We start from the raw sequence: 6,916 nt of genomic DNA on the forward strand, positions 1-6,916 counted from the left end.
AAGGGCGACGCGGTCTCGATCAACGGCGAGGCCATGAGCCCGGCGACCCTGCTGACGGCCCTGAACCAGTACGGGCACGACAACGGCGTCGGCCGGCTCGACCTGGTCGAGAACCGCTTCGTCGGCATGAAGTCGCGCGGCGTCTACGAGACCCCCGGCGGGACCATCCTGCTGGCGGCGCACCGCGGCATCGAGTCGATCACCCTCGACCGCGGGGCCATGCACCTGAAGGACGAGCTGGCGGTCAAATACGCCCACCTGATCTACAACGGCTTCTGGTTCTCGCCCGAGCGCGAGATGCTGCAGGCGGCCATCGACCACAGCCAGCAGAAGGTGTCGGGCACGGTCCGGGTCAAGCTCTACAAGGGCGCCGCCACGGTCATCGGCCGCGAGAGCCCGTTCAGCCTCTACGACCAGGAACTGGTCACCTTCGAGGACGGCGCCGTGGCCTACGACCAGAAGGACGCCGCCGGCTTCATCAAGCTCAACGCCCTGCGCCTGCGCGTGCTGGGCAAGCGTGACCAGCGCAGCGGGGGCTGATCCCCACCGGCCTGTTGCTTTCCGGTTCCCGCAAGGCTTCCGCGAACACCGGGCGCCGGAAATGGCCTCGCCCCCGCCGTGGTTTTGCGCCACGTTGGGGGCAGGAGCATGGGCTCCTTCGACGCATCAGGAACCCGTCATGTCTCTTCGCCTCGTCCTCGCCGCCTCGGCCGCCCTGGCCTTCGCCGCCCCCGCCTTCGCCCAGCAGCCGCCGGCTCCGACCCCGATCCCCGTCGCGGCGAAGTCCGCCGCCGAGATCGCCTTCGAAGCCCGGGGCGAGGCCTTCAAGACCCGCATGGAGCAGATGCAGGGCGAACTCGAGGCCGCCATCACCGCCGCCGGCCCCGACCAGGCGAAGGGCATGGCCGACGTCGACGCCATCCTGGCCCGCTACCAGCCGGACATCGAAAGCTTCATCACCGACTTCGAAACCTTCATCGACGCCGAGGCGGCCGCCGAGACGGACGAGGCGAAGCGCGCCGAGATGTCGGGCGCCAAGATCGGGATCCGCACCGCCCTGTCCGGCATGCCGGCCCAGATCCGCGCCGGCGCCCAGGCGGCGCTGTCCGCCCAGGCCACGGCGCCGGCCGCGCCCGCCGCCCAGTAACGGCCCCTGCGGAAGGCGGCGGTCCCCGGTGGCCGCCGCCTTACCGCGATTTCACTTGAGGCGGGACGCCGTTGGGCCGACCTTGGCCGGGTTCTTCAGGAGCCCCGCCATGATCAAGGCCCTTTCCCTCGCCGCCGCCCTCGCCCTGCTGCCCCTGTCCGCCGCCGTGGCGCAGGAGGCGCGCGGCTCGTCCGAAGCCGCCCTCGAGGCCGCCGCGGCCGCCTTCGAAGCCCGGATGGAGGCTTTCGGCGAACGCGCCGAGGCCATTTCCGAAGACTCCAGCCTGAGCGAGGACCAGCGCGAACTGCGCATCGCCGCCCTGTGGAGCGAGTATCAGCCGGACGTGAACGCCTTCACCGCCGTGGCCGCCCAGCACGCGGCCGGCATCGCCGCCGAGGCGCTGGCCGACATCGACATCGACGCCATGGTGGCCGAGGCCCTCGCCGGCGTCGACGTCGAGGCCATCACGGCCGAGGCGCTCCAGGGCCTGGACATGGGGGCCATCACCGCCGAGGCCCTGGCGGGCGTGGATCTCGACGCCGTCACCGCCGAAGCCCTGGCCGAGGTCGAGGCCTCGGGCGCGCTGCAGGGCGCCATCGCCGGGGCGCAGGGCATGGCGGTCAACGGCTCCTGGGCCTCGAACGATCCCGAGCACATGGCGACCTACGGCCTGATGGCCGACTACGCCCTCGGCGAGGCCCTCGACTCGGTCGACGAGGCCGGCGCCGAACTGGCCGGAGCTGCGGCGGAGATCGAGGCGGAAGCCGCCGACGAAGCCGGACCCGATGCGACGGTTTCCAGCGACGACTGAGACTTGCGGCTTGACCGTGGCCGCCGCTGACGCGACACGGCGGCCATGTCCGGCCTGCCCGTCGATCCCCACCTCTATCTGACCTTTCTCGGGGTCATGGCCGTGATGGCCGTGACGCCCGGGCCGGCCAACCTGTTCTCGGTCGCCAACGGGGTGCAGCGCGGCCCGGCGGGCGCCCTGGCCGGGGTGGTCGGCATGAACGCCGCCACCCTCGTGTGGTTCGGCGCGGCGGCCCTCGGGCTAGGGGCCCTGGTCGTGGCCTTCCCCCAGGTCTTCCGGCTCATCTCCGTCGCCGGCGCCCTCTATGTCGCCTGGCTGGGCGTCAACGCCCTCAGGGGCGCCTTCCGCACCGCCGCCGATCCGCACGCCCCGACCCTCCGCCTCGGCCGCAGCGCGCTGCTGGACGGATTCATGGTCCAGATCGCCAACCCCAAGGCGGTGCTGTTCTTCACCGCCGTGCTGCCGCCGTTCCTCGACGTCAGCCGTCCGGCGGCGCCGCAGCTGGCCCTGTTCGCCCTCGCCACCATCGGCATGGACGTGCTGTCGATGTCCACCTACGGTCTGGGTGGGGCGGCCCTGGCGCGGCGCATGTCCGAGCCGCGTTTCCGGCGCGCCTTCGCCTTCGTCACCGGCGGCCTGCTGCTGGCGGCGTCCGTGCTCATTGTCTCGCGTTTATAAGGGCTTGTCCGGCGACGGAACCGCGTTGTTCATGTGCCGTTCAGCAGGAAAGGCGTCTGCTGGACGCCCAAGGAGATTTCCCATGAAGACTCGCGTCCTCAAGCCCGTCCTGCTCGCGGTGACGGCGGCGCTGGCCCTGTCGGCCTGCGCGACGGCGACTCCCTACGGCCCGGCCGGCCAGGGCAGCCGCTACGGCTATTCCGACATGCGGGTCGACGACAACCGCTTCCGCGTCGCCTTCGCCGGCAATTCGGTGACCTCGCGCGAGCAGGTCGAGATGGGGCTGCTGCTCCGCGCCGCCGAACTGACTCTGGAAAGCGGCCACGACTGGTTCGCCACCGTCAACCGCGCCACCGACCGCGACGTCCGCTATTCGGCCTCGCCCGACCCCTTCTACTACGACCGGTACAGCCCGTTCTGGGGTCCGTCGTGGCGCTACTACCGCCGCGGCTACTGGAGCCCGTGGCGCGACCCGTTCGGCCCGAGCATGGATATCCGCGAGATCGACCGCTACGAGGCCACCGCCGAGATCGTGGTCGGCAGCGGGCCCAAGCCGGCCGGCGACCCGAACGCCTTCGACGCCCGCGAGGTGATCCAGAACCTCGGCCCGCGCGTGCCGAGGCCGATGTAGGACGAGTCGTAGGGCTTGGGGCTCAGGAATTAGGGGAGCAGATCTCCTAAGCCCTAAGCCCTAAGCCCTAAGCCCTTCTCTCACCCCAGCCTCGGCGTCTTCAGCCGCCGCTTGTTCGCATGCGTCTGCGGCGCCGCGCCCAGGTCCTCGGGCAGTTCGCCCTTGAAGTAGAACCGCTGCCACGCCTCCTTGGCGGCGTCGGGATCGCCCGAGGCCAGCCGCTTGTTGAAGTCGGTGCGCTGGCGGTTCCAGGCCTCGAACTGGCCCTTCATCACCGGATTGGACTCCAGCGAGCGGATCACCGGCTCGAAGGCCTCGGCCTTGCGGTGCTCGATCGGGGTGATGAAGCAGAACGGCTCGCCGCGCTCGAACTTGACCCGCCCCGGCCGGGTGAAGATCCAGTTCATGGTGAAGGGGAAGGGCAGCCAGTCGGTCTCGATCAGGCCGGTCAGCGGCGCGATCCCGTCCTTGACGTGGTTGGGCGCGCCCGAGGCCAGCAGGCCCCAGCCCGGCGGCGTGCGGAACAGATACTGCGGATGCATGGTCATCACCCCGCGCGAGAAATGCGAGGTGACGAAATGGTGCAGGTTGGGCGCGTGCCGGTCCGGCGTGATGACGATGTCGTTCTGGCTCGGCCCGCCGTTCCACTCGGCGGTGAAGCTCATCGGGCACAGCACCTCCCACCCCGTGGTGTTGGCCATGGTCAGCGGCAGGCAGCGATAGGGATGCCGGCTGGGGAAGGCGTCCATCCAGTCGCGCGCCTGGCGCCCCGGCACGAGGTCGCACGGCTGGTCCGACATCGGGTAGCATTCCAGTTCCACGGCGGCGCTCCGGACGGTATCGGGGATGGTCCTCCTCACTAGCGGCGCGCCATGACCGAACACAAGACGCCCTCCTTCGACCGCGCCCGCCTGCTGGCCTGGATGGCCGACAACGGGATCGCCCAGACCACCCACGACCACCCCGCCGTCTTCCGTGTCGAGGAAGGGCTCGAGCTCAAGGCCGCCATGCCGGGCGCCCACACCAAGAACCTGTTCCTGAAAGACAAGAAGGGCCGTCTCTGGCTGATCTCGGCCCGTCAGGACACGGTCATCGACCTCAAGCGCGCCGACAGATGGATCGGCTCGGCCCGCCTCAGCTTCGGAAACGAGGCCCTGCTGTGGGAGACCCTCGGCGTCCGCCCCGGCTCGGTCACGGCCCTCGGCCTGATCAACGACCCCGACCACCGCGTCACCTTCGTCCTCGACCAGGCCCTGTGGGACGCCGCTGTCGTCAACTTCCACCCCCTGACCAACACGGCGACCGCGGCCCTGACGCAGGCGGATTTCCGCCGGTTCCTGACGCTGCTCGGGCGGGAGCCGGTGGTGGTGGATTTCGGTCAGTCAGCCGGCTGAACCCACCCCGCCGTCTTCCTGGGGCTTGACCCGAGGATCAGAGGCGAGAGGCGGCCTGTGCGCCGGAGACGGCCCTGCGACCGCGACCGTGAGAGGCTCGACGGAGCACCGGACGGTCTGATCCCCGGGTCAAGCCCGAGGATGACGGGGAGAGGTGTGGCGGATGCGCGGGCTCCTCAGACGAACGCAAAGACCGCTCCCGACCCGTTGCGGACGTTAGTCCAACAAGAATGGCGTCTTCTGAACCAACGGGTCTTCGCTGCGCGAGTCTATCAAGACGTAAAACGGTGCCGCGCCTGCGGGGAGGACCGTGCGGAACGTTCGGCTATCGGCCTCTACCGCGATATCGCGTCCCGTCTGCAAACATAACTGTACCTGCGCGGAGATATCGGTCGATGGGTTGTAGCGGTCGATCTGACCCTGCCAAGCCTGCCTGCCATTCTGCTCGATCTTCGCCTGACTTTCTTCAAAGCCCACGAACGTGACGAAGGTAGTCGCGCAAGGCGAACCAGCTGCCTTGCTCCTCTGTAGTGTCGGATTACATGCCGAGAGCATCGACATCGAAGCCACGGCCACAGCCATGACACCAGAGGTGCGATAGAGCCTTCTGAAAGCAGTCATGCCCGCAAAGAGCATTTCCAACGTCCGCTTTCCACCCATAGCGGACCTTCCAGAGGTCCGCTTTCTGGCCCAGCCCTGTTTCTGGCCTCCAGCCGCTCCGGATTGATTTCTGCGCCCCCGTTCTGGCGCCCCGGTTCAATCCGCCGCCGGACAGTGCTAGACGCGCGGCGCTCCCCCGACCCCCACGCCAGACCCGGAACGCCGCCATGCCCGCCGCTCCCGACTTTCCCCCCGCGCCCGACCGCGTGGCGCCGAAGCGCGCGCTGATCTCGCTGAGCGACAAGACCGGGCTGGAGGACGCGGCCCGCGCCCTGCACGACCTCGGCGTCGAACTCGTCTCGACCGGCGGCACCCGGGCCGCCATCGCCGGCTTCGGCCTGCCGGTGAAGGACGTCGCCGACCTGACCGGCTTCCCCGAGATGATGGACGGCCGGGTCAAGACCCTGCACCCGGTGGTGCACGGCGGCCTGCTCGGCGTGCGCGACGAACCCTCCCACGCCCAGGCCATGACCGAACACGGCATCGGCGGCATCGATATCGCCTGGATCGACCTCTATCCGTTCGAGGCCACGGTCGCTTCGGGCGGCGGTTTCGAAGCGGCGGTCGAGAACATCGACATCGGCGGCCCGGCCATGATCCGCTCGGCCTCCAAGAACCACGGCTATGTCGCCGTCTGCGTCGACAAGGCCGGGCTGGACGAGGTGCTCGAGGCGCTGAAGGCTGACGGCGCCACCACCCTCGAGCTGCGCAAACGCCTCGCCGCCCGCGCCTTCGCCCGCACCGCCGCCTATGACGCCGCCGTCTCCGGCTGGTTCGCGCAGCAGGTCGGCGACGCCGCCCCGGCGCGCAAGTCGATCGCCGGTTCGCTGGCCCAGACCCTGCGCTACGGCGAGAACCCGCACCAGACCGGGGCCTTCTACCGCACCGGCGAATCCCGCCCGGGGGTCGCCAACGCCCGCCAGCTGCAGGGCAAGGAGCTGGGCTACAACAACATCGCCGACGCCGACGCGGCCTATGAACTGGTGGCCGAGTTCGAGGCCCCCGCCTGCGTCATCGTCAAACACGCCAACCCCTGCGGCGTCGCCGTCGGAAACGATCTGGCCGAGGCCTACGCCCGGGCGCTGGAATGCGACGCCGTCTCGGCCTTCGGCGGCGTCATCGCCGTCAACCGCACCCTGACCGGCGCCGACGCCAAACGGATCACCGACATCTTCACCGAGGTGGTCATCGCCCCCGGCGCCGACGACGAGGCGCAGACGATCTTCGCGGCGAAGAAGAACCTGCGCCTGCTGCTCACCGACGGCCTGCCCGATCCGCTGGCGGCGGGCGAGGTGTTCCGCTCGGTGGCCGGCGGCTTCCTCGTCCAGTCGCGCGACCGCAGCCGCATCGCCCCGTCGGACCTCAAGATCGTCACCCGCCGCCAGCCGACGCCGCAGGAGATCGAGGACATGCTGTTCGCCTTCACCGTGGCCAAACACGTCAAGTCCAACGCCATCGTCTATGCGAAGGACGGCCAGACCGCCGGCATCGGCGCCGGCCAGATGAACCGCCGCGACTCCGCCCGCATCGCCGCCATCCGCGCCCGCGAGGCCGGCGAGGCCAAGGGTCTGGCCCATTCGCTGGCGCAAGGGTCC

The 6,916-nt window shown here is 69.8% G+C and carries 8 protein-coding genes and 1 pseudogene; 7 read left to right on the top strand and 2 right to left on the bottom strand.

The window, feature by feature from the left end:
• From VGD32_RS14165 to VGD32_RS14185, 5 genes and pseudogenes are all read left to right on the top strand, one after another.
• Positions 1-540: pseudogene (locus VGD32_RS14165) on the top strand (argininosuccinate synthase); the annotation flags it as partial.
• 139 nt (positions 541-679) lie between these two features.
• Positions 680-1,147, top strand: a complete 468-nt coding sequence (locus tag VGD32_RS14170) for a translation initiation factor IF-2 (RefSeq protein WP_331032526.1) — start codon at positions 680-682, stop codon at positions 1,145-1,147.
• A gap of 109 nt (positions 1,148-1,256) precedes the next feature.
• Entirely contained in the window at positions 1,257-1,958 is a 702-nt protein-coding gene (locus VGD32_RS14175; protein WP_331032527.1) for a hypothetical protein, read from the top strand.
• Between the two features lie 45 nt (positions 1,959-2,003).
• Entirely contained in the window at positions 2,004-2,636 is a 633-nt protein-coding gene (locus VGD32_RS14180; protein WP_331032528.1) for a LysE family translocator, read from the top strand.
• An 82-nt stretch (positions 2,637-2,718) separates the two neighbouring features.
• Positions 2,719-3,267: a CC0125/CC1285 family lipoprotein gene (locus VGD32_RS14185; RefSeq protein ID WP_331032529.1), complete on the top strand. Its 549-nt coding sequence runs from the start codon at positions 2,719-2,721 to the stop codon at positions 3,265-3,267.
• A gap of 80 nt (positions 3,268-3,347) precedes the next feature.
• On the opposite strand, the gene VGD32_RS14190 is transcribed toward VGD32_RS14185, so the two are convergent.
• Entirely contained in the window at positions 3,348-4,088 is a 741-nt protein-coding gene (locus tag VGD32_RS14190; protein ID WP_331032530.1) for a DUF6065 family protein, read from the bottom strand.
• A 51-nt stretch (positions 4,089-4,139) separates the two neighbouring features.
• Here VGD32_RS14190 and VGD32_RS14195 point away from each other — a divergent pair, with 51 nt between their 5' ends.
• Positions 4,140-4,661, top strand: coding sequence for a prolyl-tRNA synthetase associated domain-containing protein (locus VGD32_RS14195; protein ID WP_331032531.1), 522 nt, complete (start codon positions 4,140-4,142; stop codon positions 4,659-4,661).
• Between the two features lie 216 nt (positions 4,662-4,877).
• Here the strand turns inward: VGD32_RS14195 and VGD32_RS14200 are convergent, their stop codons facing one another.
• Complete coding sequence (locus tag VGD32_RS14200; protein WP_331032532.1) at positions 4,878-5,303, bottom strand: hypothetical protein; 426 nt, start codon at positions 5,301-5,303, stop codon at positions 4,878-4,880.
• 185 nt (positions 5,304-5,488) lie between these two features.
• Here VGD32_RS14200 and purH point away from each other — a divergent pair.
• On the top strand, positions 5,489-6,916 hold a 1,428-nt coding region (gene purH / locus VGD32_RS14205), incomplete at its 3' end, for a bifunctional phosphoribosylaminoimidazolecarboxamide formyltransferase/IMP cyclohydrolase (protein ID WP_331032533.1).

The sequence above is a fragment of the Brevundimonas sp. genome (genome assembly GCF_036402095.1).
Taxonomy (GTDB): domain Bacteria; phylum Pseudomonadota; class Alphaproteobacteria; order Caulobacterales; family Caulobacteraceae; genus Brevundimonas.